The following is a 20,409-nucleotide window of genomic DNA, read 5'->3' on the forward strand; positions in this document are numbered from 1 at the left end:
GACGACATCATGCTCTAACTCCTTAATTGAGAACAGGATTCAGATTTTAGGCCGACCGGGCCTAAAATCATGCTGTTCTAAGGCATCAACCTTGCCACGGATCCAGCACGACAACGCCCGCGCCTTCGAAATCCCGGACATTGCGCGTAACCACGGTCAACCCGAGAACCAAGGCGGTTGCGGCAATCAGGGCATCGGCTTCGTTGCGCCGATCCGGAATATGCAGATGCGCGCAGCGTGTGGCGATCGCGTCGTCGATCGACAGGATACGGCCGGCGAATGCCGGCCGCACCTGATTTTCCAGCCACGCACGCAGGCGAGCGCCCTGCGCCGCATCGCGGCGCTGCACGCCGAGTATTCCACGCTCCAGTTCCAGGATGGTGATGGCGGAGATGCATAAGCTCGGCGTATCTTGCGCGCCGGCCCAGGCGACGACATTGGCATCGGCCTTGCCGTCTCCGACCTTGCGCAATTCGGAAACTACATTGGTATCCAGCAAATATTTCAGGATAGATCGACCCCGCGCGGGGCGATCTCAACACGAGGCGGGTCGAAGTCGATATCCGACAAACCAGGCATGGAGAGAGCATCGATAAGGCTGCGGCGCTTGCCGGTGAGACGCTCGAATTCGTCATAGGTCATCAACACATGGGATGGCTTCCCGCGATCCGTAATGATGACCGGACCATTTTGCGCCGCCTTCTTTGCCCTGCTCACATCGTGATTGAGTTCGCGGCTGGAAAGACTTGTCACGTTCATAACGCATCTCCATGTAGGTACTTACCTACATATGGTATTCGGAGGAGGAATGGCAAGATCAGATAACATGCTCTCGGGCGTGTTGGCTTCGCAGATAATCTCTGATCTAGTCGCGACTCTCCGCCGGGCGGCCCCGTTGCGGCCTGATGGCATTCGAAACGAGCGAGAGCTGTATTCTCATGACCACGCACCGCTTCATCCCGACGACCTTTCACAATGTTATCGGCTCGCTTCCGCCGGCGCTGCATATCGCCAGTGGCGACACGGTGGTCACGGAGACGCTGGATGCCGCCGGGAATGACAAGGATGGCATCAGGCAGGCCCCCCGCGGCAATCCCATGAACGGCCCGATCTTCGTGGAAGGTGCCGAGCCCGGGGATGCGCTGAAGGTCGAGATCGTCAGCATGATCCCGACCAGGGATACGGGGTTTACCCGCAGCATCGTCGCCGCCAACGTGGTCGATCCCGAGACGGTGCGTGACCTGCCGCCGCGCGATATCGCCATCTGGGCGATCGACCGCGAGGCCTTGACCGTCCGGCTTTCCGAGCCGGTTGCAGGCATGGAAAATTTCGTTCTGCCGCTCGCCCCGATGATCGGCTGTTTCGGCGTGGCGCCCAGCCTCGGCCAGGCGATATCGACCGCGACCAGCGGTGAATATGGCGGCAATATGGACTATCGGCTATTCGGTCCCGGCACGACCGTTCGTTTCCCGGTATCGGCTCCCGGCGCTCTGTTCTTTCTCGGCGACTGCCATGCCGTGCAGGGGGATGGCGAGATCGTAGGCACCGGCATCGAGACCACATTTGAAGTCACCGTGCGGCTGACGGTGGAAAAGAGGGCCGGGCTGGTCTGGCCACGCGGCGAAACCGCGGAAGACATCTTCACCATCGGCAATGCCCGTCCCCTCGATCAGGCGCTTCAGCATGCGACCAGCGAAATGCTGAATTGGCTGGCCTCGGATTACGGCCTCGACAGGACGGCGGCAAGCCATCTGCTGGGCCAAGTGGTGCGTTACGATGTCGGCAACGTCTTCGATCCGGCCTATACGATGGCCTGCCGCGTCGCCAAGAAATGGCTGGTTCGTCGATAGGCGGTCGCCGCGACCGGCAGCGCTTTTCTCAATCGTGCCGCGACAGAAAGCCGGAAACGGTCGCCAGGCAAAGCTGCTTTTCCTCGACATGCGGCATATGGCTGGAATTTTCGAACAGCACCCATTCGCAGCCGGGAACGCGTTCGAGATAGGGCCTTACCACCAGGGGTGTCGCCTCGTCGTATTTTCCCGAGATCAGCAGCGTCGGGGCTTCGATACGGTCGAGCCTGTTCTCGATCGTCCAGTCCTTCATCGTGCCGATGACGTGAAATTCGGTCGGTCCGTTCATGTTGCGGTAGACGGTATTGTCCTCGTCCATGATCGTGAAGGTCCGCGCCACTTCAGCCGGCCACGGCACCACCCGGCAGACATGGCGGTCATAAAAGACGCGCGAGGCGGCGATATAATCCGGATCGGTCAGGCTTCCCGCCTGTTCATGCTGCAGCAGCGTATCCTGCACCTCTTTCGGCAGTTCCCGCCGCAGCCGGTTCGCTTCCGAAACCCAGGTATGCATGTTGGCCGGCGAATTGGCGATGACGAGCGCCTTCAGGCCTTGCGGCCGGCGCACCGCATGTTCGGCGCCGAGCATGCCGCCCCAGGACTGGCCGAGAAAGGCATAACGATGCTGGATGCCGAGATGGGCAAGCAGCGCGTCCAGCTCTTCGAGAAACAGATCGACCGTCCAGAACTTCGGGCTCTTGTCCGGAAGCCGGGTGGAATTGCCGTTGCCGAGCTGGTCGTAATGGATGACCGGGCGGCCGTCGAGGGCGGCGATATCCTTGAAGGAATCGACATAATCATGCGTGCAGCCAGGCCCGCCATGGGCGACGACGAGCGGCAGCTTGCCGCTCTCCAGCGAGCCGGTGATGCGATACCAGGTGCGATAGTCGCGAAAAGGCAGGTAGGCTTCGGTGGTCGCGACTTCGGTCACAGGCGTCTCCATCTTTCGTCAGTCGGAGACCATAACGCGACGGCCGTGGTGACGGCAGCTATCACAAGTTATAGGGTGGCCAGGCCTGGGTCGGCCGGTCCTCGAGCAGGCGGTAATGGGTGGCGCGCACCACGGCCTGGGTGCGGTTGCGGGCGCCGAGTTTCTTTGCCGCGGCGTTCAGATGCATCACGACGGTCGGCACCGAACGGCCGATGATGCGGGAAATTTCCTTGGCGGAATGGCCTTCCGCCGAATGGCGCAGACATTCGCGTTCCCGCTCGGTCAGGCGAATCGTGCCGACGCTCTTTGCGCGTATGTCGAACAGCGGATAGGCGGTCTCGTGGAAGACATGGGCCAGCAGGTTGAAGTCGGCGATATAGCGCAGTGCATGCCGTTCGAAATCGTTGTTTCCACCGAAGCGGATACCGGTGACGGTCGCATAGTCGCCGCGTGGCATGTGAACGGGCACGGTGACGCCGGTCGACATGTCGCGTTCGCTCAGATAGCGCGTCACCGGCGCGGTATCGTCGTTCATGAAGCGATTGATCGGCGTCTCGGCCTTCGTATCGTAGTTCCAGAAGAACGGCGCCGAGGTGCGCAGCGCCACCTGCTGCACCGGATCGATGCGGAAATAACCGCGATCGAACCAATAGTCGTGCATGTCGTCCGAGATGTTCCTGAGCTTCAGCAGCGACGGTATCATGATCGCGCCGTCGAGATCGTAGGGCACCGGCGTATAGTCGTAGATCAGCGCCTCGAAGCCGATCCGCTGCATGGCCTCGAAGGCTTGGTCGATCCGGCCGTCCAGCGTTTCATGCGCGGTGAACTGCCGTCTGATCGTTCCGATATCGTCAAGCATGGCTGCTCCGGTTTCGACGTGGTGCCCGACCCTATCACTTCTTATAGCTGGCACGGAACGCGATTTGCGGTAAAAAATTAACCACGCCCAAATATTGAGCAAGTGAAACCTTCTGCCGGAGCGATCAATGTGGCGGGAAATACAGCCGGACGAGCGATTCGAGATCGATGTCGATGGCTATCGCGTCGTTGCCTACAGCTTCGGAAGCGGCACCGAGACGGTTTTCTGCCTGAACGGCGGACCGGGTCTGCCCTGCGATTACCTGCGCGAGGCGCATTCCTGTCTTGTCGACAAGGGCTATCGCGTCGTCGCTTTCGATCAGCTCGGCACCGGCGCCTCCGACCGGCCGGACGATCTTTCGCTCTGGACGATCGGGCGTTACGTCGAGGAGACGGAGACCGTGCGCAAGGCGCTGGGGCTCGGCACGGTCCACATGCTCGGGCACTCCTGGGGCGGGTGGCTGGCGATCGACTATGCACTGACCTATCCAGAGAATTTGAAGACGCTGATCCTTGAGGACACCGTCGCCGACATGCCGCATCTGATCTCGGAACTGGAAAGGCTGCGTGCAGCGCTCGGTCCCGAGACCGTTTCGATGATGCAGAAACACGAGGCGCAGGGCACCTTCGATCACCCGGAATATCTCGCTGCCGTCACCATTCTCAACTACCGCCATGTCTGCCGTCTGCCGGAATGGCCGGCGCCGGTGCGCCGCTCGCTCGACGATTGGAACATGGCGCCCTATGCGACCATGCAGGGGCCGAACGAATTTCTCTATACCGGCAACCTCAAGGACTGGAATCGCATCGCCGATCTGCCGCGGCTGACGCTGCCGGTGCTGATCACGACGGGAGAGCATGACGAGCTGACGCCGGCCTGTGCGCTGAGGATGAGGCTTGCGCTGCCGAATGCCGAGCTCAAGCTATTTGCCAATGCCAGCCACATGCCGTTTTATGAGAACCCGCAGGACTACTATCCGGCGCTTCTCGGTTTCCTCGCCCGGCACAAGGCAGCCTGATGCAGATAAAAGCGGCTCCAACCCGACGAAGACAGAGGGGCGATCGCCGTCATGCATCGCTATAAATTCGTTCTGACGCGACCGCTCCAGTTCCTGCCGGTCATTTTCGGCATCAGCGTCATCACGTTCATTCTGGTCCGGCTGATCCCCGGCGATCCCGCACGCAACATCCTCGGCACGCGCGCGACGCCGGCAGCCCTTGCCAGCATCCGCGCCCAATACGGCCTCGACCAGCCGATGTGGCTGCAATATCTCTATTTCCTCAAGAATCTCGCCAATGGCGAGATGGGCAAATCGATCCTCTACAAGATAGACGTGCTGAAGCTGATCGTCACCCGCATCGAGCCGACGCTGGCGCTCGTCGTCTCCAGCGTCGTGCTGTCGGTCCTGATCGCGGTGCCGATGGCGGCGATCGCCGCGCGCAACGCCGGCCGGGCGCCGGACCATGCGGTGCGCATCGTCTCGACCCTCGGCATCGGTTTCCCGCCCTTCTGGCTGGGGCTGATGCTGATCATCCTGTTCAGTGTCGAACTCGGCGTGCTGCCGGTTTCGGGCTATGGCGCGACGATCGGCGAAAAACTGTCGCATCTGGTGCTACCGAGCCTGACGGTCGCACTGTCGCTCTCGACCGTGCTGACGCGCAGCCTGCGGGCGGCGATGATCGAGCAGCTGAAATCGGATGTGGCGACCGCGGCGCGCGCCCGCGGCATGCCGGAGGGGATCGTCTTCTGGCGGCATGTGCTGCCGAATTCGCTGGTGCCGACGATCAATCTGCTTGCCGTCAACATCGGCTGGCTGATCGGCGGCAGCGTCGTGGTCGAGACCGTCTTTGCGCTGCCCGGCATGGGGCAGCTGCTCGTCAGGGCGATCTTTTCGCGCGACTACATGGTGGTCCAGGGCGTCGCCATGGTCTTTGCCTGCGCCACCGTGCTCATCAATTTTATCGCCGACATCGTCACCGTCACCGTCGATCCCAGGGTGACGCTATGAGCATCGAGGCGATCGCCCCTGCCCCCGCCTTGCGCCGGCTCTTCGGCCGGCGGCCGATGCTTGCCGTTGGGGCCGGCCTGCTGCTGTTCTTCGTGCTGCTGGCGATCGCCGCGCCTGTTATCGCGCCTTACGACCCGATCCTGCAGAACGCCGAGGTGCGCCTGCAGGCGCCTTCCTTGCTGCATCCGTTCGGCACCGACAATTTCGGCCGCGATATTCTCTCCCGCGTCATCTGGGGCGCGCGCCTCGACCTGCAGATGGCGCTGATCGGCGTCATCTTCCCCTTTCTGATCGGCACGATCGTGGGCACGATCGCCGGCTTCTTCGGCGGCATCGTCGATGCGTTGTTCATGCGCCTCGTCGATATCATTCTCGCCTTCCCCTTCCTCGTGCTGATGCTGTCGATCATCGCCATCCTCGGCCCCGGCCTCGGCAGCTTCTACATCGCCATGGCGCTGGTCGGCTGGGTCTCCTATGCACGACTGATCCGGGCGCAGATGCTGGTGCTCAAAAGCAGCGATTATGCCGTTGCCGCCGTCAGTCTCGGCTTCAGCCGCTCGCGCATCATGTTCCGCCACCTGCTGCCAAACGCGATCGCCGGTTCGATCGTCTTTTCCATGTCCGATGCGACGCTGGTGCTGCTCAGCGGCGCCGCCGTCAGCTATCTCGGTCTCGGCGTCCAGCCGCCGATCGCCGAATGGGGCGTCATGGTCGCGGAAGGGCAGAGCTTCATCACCACCGCCTGGTGGATCACGCTGTTTCCCGGCCTCTCCATCGTCTGCCTTGCCTTCGGCTTCAGCATGCTGGGGGATGCGCTCGGCGAATTGCTGGGGGTGCATGAATGAGCGGCGCCGTGCTCTCCGTCCGTGATCTCACCGTCCGCGCCCATCTCGATTCCGGGCCGCGCACGCTGCTCGATGCGGTCTCGCTCGATCTCGGCAAAGGCGAGATCCTCGGTCTCGTCGGCGAGAGCGGCTCGGGCAAAAGCCTGTTCTGCCGCTCGCTGGTGCGCCTGCTGCCCTCCTCGCGGCTGAAGATCGAAAGCGGGAGCGTGCTGCTCGACGGGCGCGACCTGATGCGGATCGGCGACGGCGAGATGCTGCAAGTGCGCGGCGGCGAGATCGGCATGATCTTCCAGAACCCGACCAGCCATCTCGACCCGGTGATGCGGATCGGCGATCAGATCGCCGAGGGCATCCGCTATCACCAGGGCATCGGTGCCCGCGAGGCCCGCGCTGCCGCAACGGAGATCCTGGCGCAGGTCGGCTTCCCCGATCCGAAGCGCCAGTACGACAGCTATCCGCACGAATTTTCCGGCGGCATGCGGCAGCGGGCGATGATCGGCGTGGCGCTGTCCTGCAACCCGAAGATCCTGATCGCCGACGAGCCGACGACGGCGCTCGACGTGACCATCCAGGCGCAGATCCTGCGGCTATTGCTGGAGATTCGCGACCGGCGCGGCCTATCGATCATTCTGATCACTCACGATCTCGGCATCGTCGCCCAGACCTGCGACCGCATCGCCGTGTTGCGCGGCGGCAAACTCATCGAAGAAGGGCCGAAGCGGACGATCCTGGCGCGGCCGCAGCACCCCTATACGATCAACCTGATCAACAGCCACCCTTCCCTGCCGGGCGAGATATCAGCGCCGCTGCCGGACATTGCCGAGGCCAGCCGGCCGGCGAGGCCATTGCTCGAAATCGACGATCTCCACGTGCGTTTCAGCGCCGGCGGCAGCCTGTTCAAAGGCGGCGCCAGGACGGTCAGCGCCGTGGCCGGCGTCAGCCTGCAGATCATGCCCGGCGAGACTGTCGGCATTGTCGGGGAATCCGGCAGCGGCAAGAGCACGCTTGCCCGCGCCGTGCTCGGCCTGACGCGGCTTTCCTCCGGCCACGTCACGTTCGACGGCGTCGATCTCGCCCTCCAGAAAAACGCCGGCCTCGCAAAACTCAGGCGCGAGACAGCGATGGTCTTCCAGGATCCCTACAATGCGCTCAATCCGCGGCTGACGATCGGGCAGATGCTCGCCGAAGTGCTGAAAGTACAGGGCAAGGTGGCGAAGGCCGATATTCCGGCAAGGATCGGCGAACTGCTCGATCTGGTCGGCCTCGACCGCGAATTCGCCGGCCGCAAACCGCGCAGCATGAGCGGCGGCCAGTGCCAGCGGGCCGGCATCGCCCGGGCGCTCGCCGTCGACCCGAAGCTGATCATCGCCGACGAATGCGTCGCCGCCCTCGACGTCACCATCCAGGCGCAGATCGTCGAGCTCTTCCGTGAACTGACGGCGAAGATGAACCTCACGCTGATCTTCATCGCCCATGATCTGGCGATCGTCCGCAACCTCTGCGAACGCGTCGTCGTGATGTATCGCGGTGAGATCGTCGAGCAAGGCCGATCCGAAGAGGTCTTTGCGCGGCCGAGACATGCCTATACGGCGTCGCTGATCGCCGCCATTCCCGACATCGATCCTGACAAGCCGCTGCTGCAAGACGCCGGCGGCAAGGACGATCGGCAATCGATAGCGGTCCAACCCATCAAACGCATGCCATAACAACGAAGGGAACGAATTCATGACAAACAGGTGGAAATCAATCGGGCTCGCAGCCTTGCTCGCCGGCCTGACGCTCAGCGCAAGTTATGCCGAGGCCGCCGGTGTGCTTACCATCGGCCGCCGCGAGGATTCGACGACGTTCGATCCGATCAAGACAGCCCAGAACATCGACAACTGGGTGTTTTCAAATGTCTATGACGTGCTGATCCGCGTCGACAAGACGGGCACCAAGCTGGAGCCGGGCCTCGCCGAAAGCTGGACCGCTTCGGATGACGGGCTGACCTACACCCTCAAGATCCGTGACGCGAAATTCTCCGACGGTTCGCCGCTGACGGCGGAGGATGCGGCCTACAGCCTGTTGCGTATCCGCGACGATGCCGCCTCGCTGTGGAGCGATTCCTACAAGGTGATCGACACGGCGGTTGCGACCGACGCGCATACGCTGACGATCAAGCTCAAGAATCCGTCCGCGCCGTTCCTGTCGACGTTGGCGCTGCCGAATGCCTCCGTCATCTCCAAGAAGGGCATGGAATCGCTCGGGTCCGACGCCTATGGCGAAAAGCCGATCGCATCCGGCGCCTTCACCGTCGACGAATGGCGGCGCGGCGACCGGGTCATCCTGAAGAAGAACCCGAATTTCTGGCAGGCCGACCGCGTCAAGCTCGACGGCGTCGAGTGGATCTCGGTGCCCGACGACAATACCCGCATGCTGAATGTCCAGGCCGGCGAACTGGATGCGGCGATCTTCGTGCCTTTTTCCCGCGTCGAGGAACTGAAGAAGGACCCGAACCTCAACGTCGATATCGACGCTTCCACCCGTGAGGATCATCTGCTGATCAACCATGCGCATGGCGCACTCGGCAAGAAGGAAGTCCGCCAGGCGCTGGATCTGGCGATCGACAAGAAGGCAATCGTCGATACCGTCACCTTCGGCCAGGGCACGGTCGCCAATTCCTACATTCCGAAGGGGGCTCTCTATTATTACGCCGATAACCTACAGCGACCTTATGATCCCGCCAAGGCCAAGGAGTTGCTGGCCGCGGCCGGCGCTTCCGACCTGACGCTGAATTATCTGGTGCGCGCCGGCGACGAAGTCGACGAACAGACGGCCGTGCTGGTGCAGCAGCAGCTGCAGAAGGCCGGCATCACCGCCAACCTGCAGAAGGTCGATCCGAGCCAGGAATGGGACATGATCGTTGCCGGCGACTATGACGTCTCGGTCAACTACTGGACCAACGACATTCTCGATCCGGACCAGAAGACCACCTTCGTGCTCGGCCACGATTCCAACAACAATTATGCGACCAACTACAAGAACGAGGCGGTGAAGGAGCTCGTCGCCAAGGCCCGTCTGGAGCTCGACCCGAAGAAGCGAGAAGCGATGTATGTCGATCTGCAGAAGATGGCCAAGGACGACGTCAACTGGATCGACCTTTATTACAGCCCTTACATCAACGTCTCGCGCAAGAATATCGAGAACTTCTACCAGAACCCGCTCGGCCGGTTTTTCCTGGAGGATACTTTGAAGAACTAAGTTCCGGCAGCGTGCAAATGCTCCGTCGCCGTAAAGGCGGCGGAGCATCGTTTATGGCTGCGACACGTGCCGCTTGCCTACTCGGCGGCCGCGAGCTTGTCCTGCGTCCTGGTGTCGAAGTCGCTGGCGTCGTGGCGCTCGTGCAACTGGCTCGAAGGGTCGCCGGAGAGGCGGTTGACCATCCGGCCGCGCTGCACGGCGGGGCGGCTGAAGATAGCGTCGGCCCAGCGCTGGACGTTCTTATAGTCTTCGACCTGCAGGAATTCGGCCGCACCATAGGTCCAGCCCTTCACCAGGCCGCCATACCAGGGCCAGACGGCAATATCGGCGATCGTATATTCGCTGCCGGCCAGATATTCACTTTCGGCCAGGCGGCGATCGAGCACGTCGAGCTGGCGCTTCACCTCCATGGCGAAGCGGTCGATGGCATATTCGATCTTCGTCGGCGCATAGGCATAAAAATGGCCGAAGCCGCCGCCGAGATAGGGGGCGCTACCCATCTGCCAGAACAACCATGACAGGCATTCGGCGCGAGCCGCCGGCTCGATCGGCAGGAAGGCGCCGAACTTTTCGGCGAGATAGGTGAGGATGGCCCCGGATTCGAAGACGCGGATCGGCTTTTCGCCGCTGCGGTCCATCAGCGCCGGGATCTTCGAATTGGGATTGATCTTGACGAAATCGCTGCCGAACTGGTCGCCATCGCCGATCCTGATCAGCCAGGCGTCATACTCCGCGCCGCTATGGCCAAGCGCCAGCAACTCCTCGAGCATGATGGTGACCTTCTGGCCGTTCGGCGTGCCGAGCGAATAAAGCTGCAGCGGATGACGGCCGATCGGAAGCTCCTTCTCATGCGTCGGGCCTGCGATCGGGCGATTGATGCTGGCGAACTGGCCGCCATTCGCCTTGTTCCAGGTCCAGACCTTCGGGGGGATATAATCGGAAGAACCGCTCATCTTTCAAACTCCGGGCATTGGTCGGATCGAGCACGGCGCCTCGTTGGGCGGCCTGCCTTTTTCCTGACATAGCAGAGGCGATGAGGGTTTGTCACAGGTGTCAGAGCTGTTCACGCAATCGTCAGGTTCTTGGCAAAGCTGAAGAAAACGACAGCGTCAGGCGCTCGCTTCGGAAAGGCGCCTGCCCGTCGCGGCCGAAAACAGATGTTCGCCGACCGCACGCAAGGTGAAGCGGATCGTGTCGCCGGGCTTTATCGCGATACGCTCGCGAAACAGCATATTGACGTTTTCTTCGCCGATCCGGGCGACAACCTGTGTCTCTGCCCCAGTCGGCTCGACGACGACGATCTTCGCCGGTGTGCCCTCCTCGGCGATGATGAACTGTTCCGGCCTGATGCCGTAGATCAGTTCCTCGCCGGGATCGGCCGTGCCGGGACGCAGCGATAGCGGCATGGCGACGCCGCTGTCGCTGCGGAAGATCGAGGGGGCGTCGGCCTGGATACGGCCCTTGAGCAGGTTCATCGCCGGCATGCCGATGAAACCGGCGACGAAGGTGGTCGCCGGGCGGTCGTAGATCTCCAAAGGCGTTCCGATCTGCTCGACGATGCCGTCACGCATCACGACGATGCGATCGGCCATGGTCATCGCCTCGGTCTGGTCGTGGGTGACATAGACGGTGGTGATCTTCAGCCGCTGGTGCAGTTCCTTGATCTCGGCGCGCATGGCAACCCGCAGTTTGGCGTCGAGATTGGAAAGCGGCTCGTCGAAGAGAAACACTTTCGGGTCGCGCACGATGGCGCGGCCCATGGCGACACGCTGGCGCTGACCACCCGAGAGATGGCGCGGATGGCGATCGAGAGAAGGTTCGAGCGCCAGGATCCTGGCGGCGGACTGTACGCGGCGGCCGATCTCGTCCCGGGCCGTGCCGCGCAGCTTCAGTGAGAAGCCCATATTTTCGGCCACCGTCAGATGCGGATAGAGCGCGTAACTCTGGAACACCATGGCGATGTCCCGCTCCTTCGACGGCAGCTCGTTGACCATTCGGCCATCGATTGAAAGCCGGCCTTCCGAGATCGTTTCGAGGCCGGCGATCATGCGCAGCAGTGTGGACTTGCCGCAGCCGGAAGGGCCGACCAGCACGATGAATTCGCCATCGTCGATATCGACGTCGACGCCGTGGATGACAGGCAGAGTGCCGTAGGATTTGCGGATGTTGTGAAGCGCTATCGACGCCATGATATTTTCCTCAGATTACGCTCAGGCCGCGCCTTCGCCTTCATGATTGACCGCCGTCCTGGTGCCTGAGGAAAACATGATCAGGGCGAAGAGCGGTTCGGTGCCAAGCGCGCGCGCCCAATGGCGGACATTGCGGGGAATGCGGATCGCGTCGCCGGCTTCGAGCCGGTAAAGGGCGTCGCCGAGCTTGTGCTCGCAAAGGCCGGAAACGACGTAGAGAATCTCCTCGCAATCGGGATGCGAGTGCAACTGGTTGCGCTCGCCGGGATTAATGCGGCAGGTGCCGAAGGTCATCTCGGTGCCGGGCGTGCCGTCGCCGGTAATCTTCCAGTTGAGTTCGCCCCATGTGGTCGGCATGAATTCGCCGCCGGCTTTCCTGAAAATAATGTCGGTTTCGCTCAAGACTGTCTCCCGGGTCAGAGATGGGTGGTGACGCCGGCATCCGTGCGTCGGTAGAATTCGAAAAGTTTCATGATCTCTCGGGCGATTTCGAGCGTGCCCCGGGTGATCGATGTGCCGGAAAGGATCGCATCGGTCAGATGCAGGATCTCGGGCACATAGCCGAGATAGAAGAGGTTATTGTTGTAGAGCTGGCCGAGCGAATGCTCCGGCTCGTAGGTGAGCGCCGCATTCTCGTCCGGCTGAATGAAGCTTGCGGCGCGGCCATAGGACGGCAGGTCCGCCTTGCGGAAATAAGTCAGCCGGCTGCCGTTTTCGACGATGGCGTTGGCGCCCTCGCCGATGATCTCGACTCGTTCGAAGATGCTGCCGCCGGATTGGCCGGCGGCCAGGTGCAGCGTGCCGATCGCGCCGGAGCGGAAGCGCAGGCTGGTGACGGTGGCGCCGGTCAGCGCTTCCCATTCATAACTGGCGCGGTCGACCTCGCCGCCGAGGAAATTGAGGATCGCCCCGGGATGATAGATGTGATCGAGGAAGCTCTGCATCCTGACGAGATCGTCGCGCTCTTCCGGTTTCGGCAGGCTCTGGGGATAACGGACATTGATCGAAGTCAGCCTGCCGAAACCGGGCGAGCCGATCAGATCCTTGAGTTTCTCGATCGTCGGAAAGAAGGTCTTCTTGAGCCCGGTCATGACCATGCGGCCGGCCGCGGCACTTGCCGCCCGCAGCCTTTCGATATCCTCAAGGCTTGCCGCCGTCGGCTTCTCCATCCAGACATGCGCGCCTGCGGTCAGCGCGTCGAGCGCCAGGTCGGTCGCCTGCACCCGGCCGTCGGGATGATAGGCGGTGACGAGAAAGACCAGCTCCGGTCTTTCCTGCTCGAGCATATCACGGTGATCGGTATAGGCTTTGCCGGCGCCGAAAAGCTTGGCGAATTTTTCGGCGCGGGAAAGATCGAGATCGCAGATGCCGGCAAGCTCGACCGGGGCATAACGCAGCGCCGGATAGACATTGCGGTAGGCATGGCCGCCGGCGCCGATGAAGCAGGCCTTGATGCGATGATCGAACTCGAAATTGTAGCGGATTTCCCGCTGGACATGGTGCGACATGGTCAGCCCTTGATTGCTCCCTGCGTCAGCCCCTCGGTGAAACGGCGCTGCATCAGGATGTAGAGAAGAATGATCGGCAGGAACGAAATGACGGTGCCCGAAAAGACCAGGCGATAGTCGGAAGCATAGGTGCTGGCGAAACGGACGAGCCCGAGCGGCAGCGTCTGCACCTCCGGGCTGATCAGCACGATCAGCGGCAGGAAGAAATCGTTCCAGGTGGAGAGTGCGCTGATGATGACGAGCGCCTGCACCGCCGGTGTCGAGATCGGCAGGAAGACCTTGGTGAGGATCTGGACATGCGAGGCGCCGTCGATCTTGGCGGCTTCGATCAGATCATCCGGCACGCCGATGAAGAAGCTCCGCATGAGAAAGATGCCGAAGGGAATGCCGTTGCTGACCTGCACCAGGACGATTCCAGTCAGCGTGTTGACGAGGTTCAGCCCGAAGAGCACCTGGTAAAGCGGAATGACGATCGCCTGGACCGGCACGGTGAGGCCGAGGATGAAGGCGTAGAACAGCCATTCGCGACCGGGAAAACGGATCTTGGCGAGTGCGTAGCCGGCAGGCGCGCAGGTGATCAGCGACAGGATGACGACGCCGACAAGATTGATGAGGCTGTTGCCGACGAGGTCGCCGAAGCCGCCGATTTGCCAGGCATCCAGATAATTCCGCCACATCAGATCGGCGGGCCAGGTGAAGGGGTCGGCCCGGCCAATTTCGGCTTCGGTCTTGAAACTGGAGATCAGCAGCCAGACGAACGGGGCGAGGATCAGGATCAAAACAGGGGTCAGCGCCAGCGCCACCGGCCATTCGCGATTACGCATACTCATTGCGAAAGCCTCGCGCGCCAGCGGTTGAAGACGATGGTGATGGCGATCGCCAGCAGGCTGAGCAGGATGCAGAGCACTGCCGCGAGCCCGTGATCCTGGGATTGGAATGCAAGCCGGTAGATATAGGTCGTGATCAGTTCGCTTTGGTAGAAGGGGCCGCCATTGGTCATGACGAAGACCGTGGCAAAACCCTTCAGACCGTTGATCATCGCCAGCGAGACAACGAAGGTCGTCACCTCGTGAAGCCCCGGCAGCGTCACATAAATCAGCTTCTGGAAGGCGTTGGCGCCGTCCACCTCAGCCGCGTCGTAAAGCGAGCGGTCGATATTCTGCAGCCCGGCGATGAAGAGCAGCATGTAGAGGCCGAAACCCTGCCAGGAGCTTGCGACATTGACGGAAAAGAGCACCAGGGCGGGATCGGAAAGCCAGCCTTGCGTGAAGGCACCGAGCCCGATCCGTGTCAGCGCCGTATTCATCAGGCCGAAAAACGGATCGTAGATATTGGCCCAGATGACGCCGACCACCGCCAGCGACACCAGATGCGGCAGGAAGAAAGCGGTGCGGAAGAAAACCTGGGTGATCCTGAGCCTGTTGACCGCGAGCGCCAGCAGCAGGCCGAGACCGCCCGCCATCACCACATGGTAGGCGAGCCAGAGAAATGTATGGGCGAGGCTCTTCCAGACGATCGGATCATCCGCCGCCTTGGCATAATTGTCGAAGCCGACGAAGCTGGCGGACGTATTGAAGCCGGCCGAGCTATTGAAACTCAGCCAGAAAGTCGCGGCGATCGGCAGCAGCGTGAAGACGGCGTAGAGGCCGAGCGCCGGCGCCATCAGCCAGAATGCGGTGCTGGCGTCCCCACCGGCCGAGCCGGACCCGGCCGTCCGGCGTTTGGGCATGCGGGCGGACAGGCCGCCCGTATGCCCTGCCATGGCAGGTGCAGCGCTGAGAGGAGCCACGGCCTTGCTGCCGGGCGTTCTTGGAATGGCCACTATTTCGCCTCTGTCATCTTCGCCTGGATCTGCTTCATGCCGTCCGCGCCGCCGATCTGGCCGGAGATCAGGCCCTGAATGACCTGGAAGTAGGTGTCGAGCACCGGCCCGGGCAGATAGACGCTCGGATTGTAACCGACGCCGCCGGCCGCGGCCGCGAAGATATCCTTGAGCACCGGGGTCGGCGGTTCGAGGCCAGGGATTTCGCGCGGATAGATCATCGTGCTCGCCGGGTCCTGCGCGCGTTTTTTCATCACGGCATCGGACAGCATGAAGTCGATCCATTTCATCGCGAGTTCCGGCTGCTTGGAGTTGACGGGGATCAGCCAGCTCCAGCCGACGCCGCCGGTCGGGATCGCCGCGCCCTTGATGTCGGAGGGCATCGGTGCATAGCCGGCGTTCGTGAGGTCGTAGCCGGCCTTGCGGGCATTGGCGGTGAACCAGGGGCCGGCGACGAACATCGCTGCGCGCTTGTTGAACCAGAGGCGCGAGGCGCCGTCGAGATCGAGGCCCGCCATCTCTTTCTTGATGTCGCCGGCTTCGACCAGCTTCTGCAGCCGGATGGCGCCGGCGGCGACCGCGGGATCGTCCCAGGCGATCTCGCGGCGCAAGGCCTTGCCGATCACTTCTTTGCCGCTCGCCGATTGCAGCAGGTTGCCGAAGAGGTGACCGGCGCTGCCTGTTGTGCGCGGACCGATGGCGATAGGCTGCAGGCCGGTCTCCTCGATCGATTTCATCAGCGCTTCGAATTCGCTCCAGCTCGCCGGGATCTTCCAGCCGGCCTGCGCGAAAAGATCCTTGTGGTACCAGATTCCAAGCGCGTCGAGACCATCGGGAACCTCATAGATCTCGCCGCCGAACTGGCCCTTCAGCTCGGCGTAGAGCCAGCGGTAGATCTGGTCTTTCCAGCCGCGCTTTTCATATTGCTCGGTGAGCGGCATGACCTGCTTGGCGTTCTTGACGACGCTGATGCGGCCGATGCCCGAGTTGGTGAGGACCACGTCGGGACCGGCATCCGACTGGATCGCCGCCTGCACCGCGCCGTTGCTGATCGTGCCGGTCGGCGGCATGAATTCGACGGTCACACCGGGATTGGCCTTTTCGAAATCGGCCTTGATACCGTTCCAGAGCTGAGCGACCAGCGGTTCGGTGATCTGTTCCGGCCCCCATATCTTCAGGGTTTCGGCATCTGCCGGTGAGCTTACGGCGATCATCGCCGCCAGTGCCGTGCCGCGGGCAAGAAATTTCAGCATTGTCCCTCCTCCGGGCCGCTCCTCGGCCCATGTTTTTCGGCCCATGTTTTTCGATTGTTGAAGGAGACCTCCCTCTCCTTCATGTCCTTTGGCTAGCTCTTCTGGAATCGCGTCATCACGGCCTGCTGGACGTCACTGATATGCGCGTGCATCAGCGCCTTGGCGCGGGCAATGTCGCGCGCCCGGAAAGCCTGCAGGATCTGGTCTCGCTCTTCGGCTGCCCTTTCGGCCAGATCGCGGCTCTCATTGGCGATCGAGCGGCAGATTTGGATCTGCAGCGCCAGCCGCGCCAGTGTTTCGATCAGCGGCAGACTTCCGGAAAGCTCGGCGATGGTCTCGTGAAATTCCTTGTCGCGAATGCCGTAGGTTTCCATGTCGCCGCGGCGGAGTGCCGCCACCGCCTCGTCCAGGATGCGCTCGAAGCCGGCGATGTGCCGGTCGCTCATCTGCGGAACGGCGAGTTCGACCGCGAAACATTCGAGCGTCTTGCGCAGATTATAGAGATCATCGATCTCCTTCGGCGTGAAGCTGCGCACGAAGAAGCCGCGATAAGGCTTGATCTCGATCAGCCCTTCCTTGGCGAGCGTGCCGATTGCCTCGCGGAACGGTGTGCGACTGACCTGCAGTCGTTCGGTCAATTCCTTTTCATCGATCGAGACGCCGCTCGGCAGCTCGCCGGAGACGATCAGCCGAACGATTTCCTCGTAGATGCGCTCGCGAAGGGTGAGGTGGCGCGGTGCGTTCATGGTCTCCATTTCCGTCTGGTCTTCGTGATTTAAGTATGCAATATGCGAAAGAATATACAATATGGAAAATACAAAAACTTGGAATTTTATCGGGAATGCACAGGGGAAGACCAGAAAGAGGAGGAGAAACAATGGGAAAGGTCTATATCGTCGGCACCTGCGACACCAAGGGCGCCGAGCTGAATTACGCCAAGGAGGTGGTACATCGGGCCGGCACCGGTGCCGTGCTGGTCGATGTCGGCACGCTTGGGGAGGATGCCGACGCCGATATCCGGGCGCGCGACGTCGCTGAATTTCATCCCGAGGGTGCGGCGGCCGTGCTTGGGCAAACCGATCGGGGAACGGCGGTCTCGGCCATGGCCAAGGCGCTGACGGCCTTCCTGAGATCACGCGGCGACATCGGAGCCGTCCTCGGCCTTGGCGGAACCGGCAACACCGCGCTCGTGACCGAGGCGATGCGCGCGCTTCCGATCGGCCTGCCGAAACTGATGGTCTCGACGGTCGCCTCGGGCAATGTCGCGCCCTATGTCGGACCGAACGATCTGACAATGATGTATTCGGTCGTCGATGTCGCCGGCCTCAATGCGATCTCGCGCAGGGTGATCGGCAATGCGGCGAACGCGGCGGCCGGCATGGCCCGCAATCCGATCGCCGCTTCGCGTGATGATCGGACGGGCATCGGCATGACCATGTTCGGTGTCACCACGCCTTGCGTCACCGAGATGCGCCAGCTGCTCGGCGAAACGCATGAAATCTACGTCTTTCATGCGACCGGCGTCGGCGGCCAGTCGATGGAGAAACTGGTCGATTCCGGTCTGCTGCAGGGCGTGATCGACGTGACGACGACGGAGGTTGCCGATCTTCTGATCGGCGGCGTATTTCCGGCGACCGAGGATCGCTTCGGCGCCGTCATCCGCACCGGCCTGCCCTATGTCGGCTCGGTCGGCGCCGTCGACATGGTGAATTTCGGCGCACGCGAAACCGTGCCGGCGCCTTTCCGCGACCGCAGGCTTCACGTCCACAATGCGCAGGTGACGCTGATGCGCACCACGCCGGATGATAATAGCCGGATCGGCGCTTTCATCGTCGAACGACTGAACCGGATGCAAGGCCCGGTCCGCTTCCTGCTGCCGCTTCAAGGCGTTTCGGCCATCGATGCCGCCGGCCAGCCCTTCCACGATCCGGACGCCGATGCCGCACTGTTTTCAGCCATCCGCAGCGGCTGGCGCGATGCGGAAAACAGACGCCTCATCGAGATCGACGCCCATATCAACAGCCCGGAATTCGCCGCCGCACTCGTTGCCAACTTCCACGACATCCATGCCTCCAGGAGAGAGTTTTGACCCGTATCGACAGGAACGCCATTTTGAACAAGCTTCGCCGCAAGATCTCCGAGGGCCGGCCGATCATCGGCGGCGGTGCCGGCACCGGCCTTTCGGCCAAGAGCGAGGAGGCCGGCGGCATCGATCTGATCGTGATCTACAATTCCGGTCGTTACCGCATGGCCGGGCGCGGCTCGCTGGCAGGCCTGCTCGCCTATGGCAATGCCAATGAAATCGTCAAAGAGATGGGCCGCGAGGTTCTGCCGGTCGTGCGCCACACGCCGGTGCTGGCCGGCGTCAACGGCACCGATCCCTTCATGCTGCCCGATTTCTTCCTCGACGAGTTGAAGGCGATGGGTTTTGCCGGCATCCAGAACTTTCCCACCGTCGGGCTGATCGACGGCACCTTCCGCGCCAATCTCGAAGAAACCGGCATGGGCTTCGATCTCGAGATCGATATCATCGCCCGCGCCAACGCCAAGGACATGCTGACGACGCCCTATGTCTTCAGTGCCGAGGACGCCATTGCCATGACCCGGGCCGGCGCCGATATCGTCGTCTGCCATCTCGGCTTGACCACGGGGGGCGCGATCGGCGCCGAAACGGCGCTGACGCTCGACGGATGCGTGGAGAAGATCAACGCATGGACGGATGCCGCCAGATCCGTGCGCGACGACGTCATCGTGCTCTGCCATGGCGGCCCGATCGCCATGCCGGCGGACGCCGCCTATGTGCTCGCCCGCTGCAAGGGGTGCAACGGCTTTTACGGTGCAAGCTCGATGGAGCGGTTGCCGACCGAAGTCGCGATCCGGGCGCAGGTCGAGGATTTTGCAAAGATTTAGGCGCGGCTCGGACCGGCCGTACACCAGTTGCCGGCGCCTCCGATGTGGGGCGCCGGCAGAGTACAGAGACTATGGCATGACCATTGCACCGGCGGTTTCCGGGGAGCCGAGGATCTCGTCCAGCTGCCTGACCAGCATGCGGTCGCCCTCAACGTCGTCGGCCAGCCTGGAGAAAACCTCAGCCATGCCCCGAAAAACCGTCGCAGCCGGATCATCCTCTCCCAGGAAATCGGCGATCTCCTGCATTTCGGCGACCCAGCGATAGGCTTTCGGATACATGTCGGGAATGGATTTCGACAGCTTGCGGTCGACGTCGGGGAGGCTTTCGGCGAGTTCGGCCTTCAGGCTTTCGGCAGCGCCGGAGCGCGATGCGGCAAGCAGCATAGCCGCGCCGAGGCCGGTAAATCCCTTGTTGATGCCGGCGTAACACATCTTCAGCGCCGAAGCCGCGCCGAGCGGTCCATCGAGCCCGCGGACCCGCAAGCCGTAATCTTCGAGCAGCCTGCTCCGCCCAGCGCTATCGCCACTGACATAGAGGGTCGGACCTGGTTTGCCGGCAGCCGGCGGCCCGCCGATGATGGCGCCGTCAAGCACGTCCACCCGGCTGCCTTCGAACCTTGCCGCCAGCGCCTGCATCGTTTTCGGCGCAATCGCGTTGAGGTCGATAAAGGGCGGCGGCTGCAATCCCGACGATATGTTTGCGACGAGCTCGGCAACACCTATCGCTTCCGCCGGCGGAACGATCGACAGGACGAGGTCGGCTTTCGCCAGATCCTGCCTGCTGACCGGCACCATGCCGGCGGCCTTAGCCCGTGCAATCGTCCGCTCGCTACGGCCTTCGAGACAGGTCAGCACCGTGGCGCCATGGTCGATAAGTCGTTTGGCGACAGCGCTTCCCATGGCGCCCGCTCCGATAATCGCAAAATCCGGCATGTGAACCTCAATGGTATGACGGCAATGCGTGAGAGCTATGGCCGATCGGGCTGCCGTCAAC

The 20,409-nt window shown here is 62.2% G+C and carries 21 protein-coding genes; 8 read left to right on the forward strand and 13 right to left on the reverse strand.

Translation table 11 applies throughout. The features are described 5' to 3' along the window. Positions 1-85: 85 nt before the first annotated feature. On the reverse strand, positions 86-508 hold the full coding sequence (locus AMK05_RS25050) for a type II toxin-antitoxin system VapC family toxin (RefSeq protein WP_064842021.1): 423 nt from the start codon (positions 506-508) through the stop codon (positions 86-88). Next, positions 505-759, reverse strand: a complete 255-nt coding sequence (locus AMK05_RS25055; RefSeq protein WP_064842023.1) for a type II toxin-antitoxin system Phd/YefM family antitoxin — start codon at positions 757-759, stop codon at positions 505-507. The genes AMK05_RS25050 and AMK05_RS25055 overlap by 4 nt, the downstream gene beginning before the upstream one ends. Before the next feature lie 179 nt (positions 760-938). Between AMK05_RS25055 and AMK05_RS25060 the strand changes: the two genes are divergently transcribed. Continuing rightward, positions 939-1,850 (forward strand): acetamidase/formamidase family protein, encoded by a 912-nt coding sequence (locus AMK05_RS25060; protein ID WP_064842317.1) that lies wholly within the window; start codon positions 939-941, stop codon positions 1,848-1,850. A gap of 28 nt (positions 1,851-1,878) precedes the next feature. Here AMK05_RS25060 and AMK05_RS25065 read toward each other — a convergent pair whose 3' ends face one another. Further along, entirely contained in the window at positions 1,879-2,781 is a 903-nt protein-coding gene (locus AMK05_RS25065) for a proline iminopeptidase-family hydrolase (RefSeq protein ID WP_064842319.1), read from the reverse strand. A 61-nt stretch (positions 2,782-2,842) separates the two neighbouring features. Next, positions 2,843-3,640 (reverse strand): helix-turn-helix transcriptional regulator, encoded by a 798-nt coding sequence (locus AMK05_RS25070; protein WP_064842025.1) that lies wholly within the window; start codon positions 3,638-3,640, stop codon positions 2,843-2,845. A gap of 127 nt (positions 3,641-3,767) precedes the next feature. Here AMK05_RS25070 and AMK05_RS25075 point away from each other — a divergent pair, with 127 nt between their 5' ends. From AMK05_RS25075 to AMK05_RS25095, 5 genes are read left to right on the forward strand one after another with little or no spacing between them, the layout of a single operon-like run. Next, complete coding sequence (locus AMK05_RS25075; protein WP_064842028.1) at positions 3,768-4,658, forward strand: proline iminopeptidase-family hydrolase; 891 nt, start codon at positions 3,768-3,770, stop codon at positions 4,656-4,658. Positions 4,659-4,709: 51 nt separating this feature from the next. Further along, positions 4,710-5,648 carry an ABC transporter permease gene (locus AMK05_RS25080; RefSeq protein ID WP_064842030.1) on the forward strand — a complete coding sequence of 313 codons (939 nt, stop codon included), beginning with the start codon at positions 4,710-4,712 and terminating at the stop codon, positions 5,646-5,648. After that, positions 5,645-6,493 (forward strand): ABC transporter permease, encoded by an 849-nt coding sequence (locus tag AMK05_RS25085; RefSeq protein ID WP_064842033.1) that lies wholly within the window; start codon positions 5,645-5,647, stop codon positions 6,491-6,493. The genes AMK05_RS25080 and AMK05_RS25085 overlap by 4 nt, the downstream gene beginning before the upstream one ends. Further along, positions 6,490-8,199, forward strand: coding sequence for a dipeptide ABC transporter ATP-binding protein (locus tag AMK05_RS25090; protein WP_064842036.1), 1,710 nt, complete (start codon positions 6,490-6,492; stop codon positions 8,197-8,199). Before AMK05_RS25085 ends, AMK05_RS25090 begins: the two co-directional genes overlap by 4 nt. A 19-nt stretch (positions 8,200-8,218) precedes the next feature. Continuing rightward, positions 8,219-9,733, forward strand: coding sequence for an ABC transporter substrate-binding protein (locus AMK05_RS25095; RefSeq protein WP_064842038.1), 1,515 nt, complete (start codon positions 8,219-8,221; stop codon positions 9,731-9,733). A gap of 77 nt (positions 9,734-9,810) precedes the next feature. Here the strand turns inward: AMK05_RS25095 and yghU are convergent, their stop codons facing one another. The 8 genes from yghU to AMK05_RS25135 form a co-directional block, all read right to left on the reverse strand. Next, positions 9,811-10,686 carry a glutathione-dependent disulfide-bond oxidoreductase gene (gene yghU, locus AMK05_RS25100; protein WP_064842041.1) on the reverse strand — a complete coding sequence of 292 codons (876 nt, stop codon included), beginning with the start codon at positions 10,684-10,686 and terminating at the stop codon, positions 9,811-9,813. A gap of 156 nt (positions 10,687-10,842) precedes the next feature. Continuing rightward, complete coding sequence (locus tag AMK05_RS25105) at positions 10,843-11,922, reverse strand: ABC transporter ATP-binding protein (protein ID WP_064842043.1); 1,080 nt, start codon at positions 11,920-11,922, stop codon at positions 10,843-10,845. 21 nt (positions 11,923-11,943) lie between these two features. After that, positions 11,944-12,324 (reverse strand): cupin domain-containing protein, encoded by a 381-nt coding sequence (locus AMK05_RS25110; protein WP_064842045.1) that lies wholly within the window; start codon positions 12,322-12,324, stop codon positions 11,944-11,946. Positions 12,325-12,338: 14 nt separating this feature from the next. Then, a complete protein-coding gene (locus AMK05_RS25115; protein WP_064842047.1) occupies positions 12,339-13,430 on the reverse strand; it encodes a Gfo/Idh/MocA family protein in 1,092 nt (363 codons plus the stop codon). 2 nt (positions 13,431-13,432) lie between these two features. Further along, a complete protein-coding gene (locus AMK05_RS25120) occupies positions 13,433-14,260 on the reverse strand; it encodes a carbohydrate ABC transporter permease (protein ID WP_064842050.1) in 828 nt (275 codons plus the stop codon). After that, positions 14,257-15,192 carry a carbohydrate ABC transporter permease gene (locus AMK05_RS25125; RefSeq protein ID WP_064842322.1) on the reverse strand — a complete coding sequence of 312 codons (936 nt, stop codon included), beginning with the start codon at positions 15,190-15,192 and terminating at the stop codon, positions 14,257-14,259. The genes AMK05_RS25120 and AMK05_RS25125 overlap by 4 nt, the downstream gene beginning before the upstream one ends. A 59-nt stretch (positions 15,193-15,251) precedes the next feature. Then, positions 15,252-16,505, reverse strand: coding sequence for an ABC transporter substrate-binding protein (locus AMK05_RS25130; protein WP_064842052.1), 1,254 nt, complete (start codon positions 16,503-16,505; stop codon positions 15,252-15,254). A gap of 92 nt (positions 16,506-16,597) precedes the next feature. Beyond that, a complete protein-coding gene (locus AMK05_RS25135) occupies positions 16,598-17,251 on the reverse strand; it encodes a GntR family transcriptional regulator (protein WP_064842055.1) in 654 nt (217 codons plus the stop codon). A 131-nt stretch (positions 17,252-17,382) separates the two neighbouring features. On the opposite strand from AMK05_RS25135, the gene AMK05_RS25140 reads away from it, so the two are divergent. Then, positions 17,383-18,594 (forward strand): Tm-1-like ATP-binding domain-containing protein, encoded by a 1,212-nt coding sequence (locus tag AMK05_RS25140; RefSeq protein WP_064842057.1) that lies wholly within the window; start codon positions 17,383-17,385, stop codon positions 18,592-18,594. Further along, positions 18,591-19,415 (forward strand): phosphoenolpyruvate hydrolase family protein, encoded by an 825-nt coding sequence (locus AMK05_RS25145; protein ID WP_064842059.1) that lies wholly within the window; start codon positions 18,591-18,593, stop codon positions 19,413-19,415. The genes AMK05_RS25140 and AMK05_RS25145 overlap by 4 nt, the downstream gene beginning before the upstream one ends. A gap of 69 nt (positions 19,416-19,484) precedes the next feature. Here AMK05_RS25145 and AMK05_RS25150 read toward each other — a convergent pair whose 3' ends face one another. Further along, a complete protein-coding gene (locus tag AMK05_RS25150) occupies positions 19,485-20,348 on the reverse strand; it encodes an NAD(P)-dependent oxidoreductase (RefSeq protein ID WP_064842062.1) in 864 nt (287 codons plus the stop codon). Positions 20,349-20,409 lie beyond the last annotated feature (61 nt).

The organism is Rhizobium sp. N324 (assembly GCF_001664485.1).
In the GTDB taxonomy this organism is placed as follows: Bacteria; Pseudomonadota; Alphaproteobacteria; order Rhizobiales; family Rhizobiaceae; genus Rhizobium.